At 41.0% G+C, this 1,462-nt stretch carries 1 protein-coding gene; it reads left to right on the top strand.

The window, feature by feature from the left end; genetic code table 11:
* Window positions 1-98: 98 nt before the first annotated feature.
* On the top strand, window positions 99-1,274 hold the full coding sequence (locus BGM26_RS07250) for an IS256 family transposase (protein WP_217039087.1): 1,176 nt from the start codon (window positions 99-101) through the stop codon (window positions 1,272-1,274).
* The last annotated feature ends 188 nt before the right edge of the window (window positions 1,275-1,462 follow it).

Raw genomic sequence — 1,462 nt, forward strand, 5'->3', positions numbered from 1 at the left:
GATTAAGTCCGTATAATTGTGTAAAAAAGATGAGTCATTTTATTCACTCTTGGCAACACTGTTTTCAACCACGATAAACAATGAAAAGAGGAATAAAAATGACTCAAGTACAGTTTAACCTGAATATGGATGTTTTAAAAGATGCCATTGTGAATTCCAATCTTGATATGGTTATAAAATCAGCGGTTGTCTTAGTATTAAACGAATTTATGGTAAAAGAGAGGGACGACTATTTAAAGGCCGCCCCTTATGAACGAGCTGTTGAACGCCGTGACTATCGCAACGGTTATTATGAGCGTGAACTTATTATGAGCATTGGTACCTTAACGCTTAGGGTTCCTCGGACACGCAACGGGGAATTCTCAACTACTGTTTTTGAAAAATATGCCCGGTGTGATCAGGCGTTGGTCCTTTCCGTGCTGGAAATGGTCATCAATGGTGTTTCAACCCGGAAAGTAACCAACATTGTCGAACAACTTTGCGGCAAGAATGTATCCAAGTCGTTTGTATCATCACTTACACAAAAGCTTGATCCCATTGTGAACGACTGGGCTAAGAGACCCTTGAATACGACATACTACCCTTTCGTTTTTGTGGATGCCATGTATATAAAGGTGCGTGAGCACCAAAGCGTGGTTTCCAAGGCTGTTTATATTGCGACTGCTATTACTGAGAAAAACTCACGCGAAATACTTGGCTTGTGTGTTGATCATGCGGAAAGCCACGAGAGTTGGAGTCGATTTTTCCAACAGTTAAAATCACGTGGCCTTCAATCTCCCAAGCTAGTCATCTCTGATGCTCATCAAGGCCTCCAGAAAGCAATACAGCGTGAGTTTATCGGAACGGTTTGGCAAAGATGTAACGTCCATTTCAAACGAAATATTTTTGATAAACTGCCTAAAAAGGACTCGGCTGAAATCAAGACAATGATCAAACGTGTATTTGAGGCAGTAACCTATGAGGATATCCGCAAGTTTAAAGATGAGCTAATGAGCAGGTTTGTGGCAGAGCCAAAGTTTGAAAAGGCGCTTGCTATTTTGGATGAGGGGTTTGAAGATACCATCCAGTACATGGACTTTCCAGAAAATATCAGATGCCACATCCGCAGTACCAATTCTTTAGAACGGTTGAATCAGGAGATCCGAAGAAGGGAAAGAGTCATTCGTATTTTTCCCAACACACAATCTGCTTTTCGTTTAGTGGGTGCCGTTCTGATGCAATATCAGGACACGGTTTACGCAAAGAGAAAGTCACTAATGGGGAGAACCTTGTAAGGGTGCATTTTTAGCTAAACTTCCATCATGGATGGTTACATATCCGGTAAGGGATGTCAAATTGAAAACCATTTGACATCCCTTACCGGATATGAAGTTAAAAATCTATGGAAGTTTCGCTAAAAAAATGAAAGGGTCTAGGTTGAAAGCACTTGCCGGTGAATTTACACAAAAACAAGGACTTGACA

It is taken from the genome of Bacillus sp. FJAT-29790 (assembly GCF_019039215.1).
Lineage (GTDB): Bacteria > Bacillota > Bacilli > Bacillales > Cytobacillaceae > Cytobacillus.

Bases quoted from the DNA above. Each gene is read 5' to 3' on its own strand.
- BGM26_RS07250 (WP_217039087.1), top strand. From the start codon at position 99: ATGACTCAAGTACAGTTTAACCTGAATATGGATGTTTTAAAAGATGCC.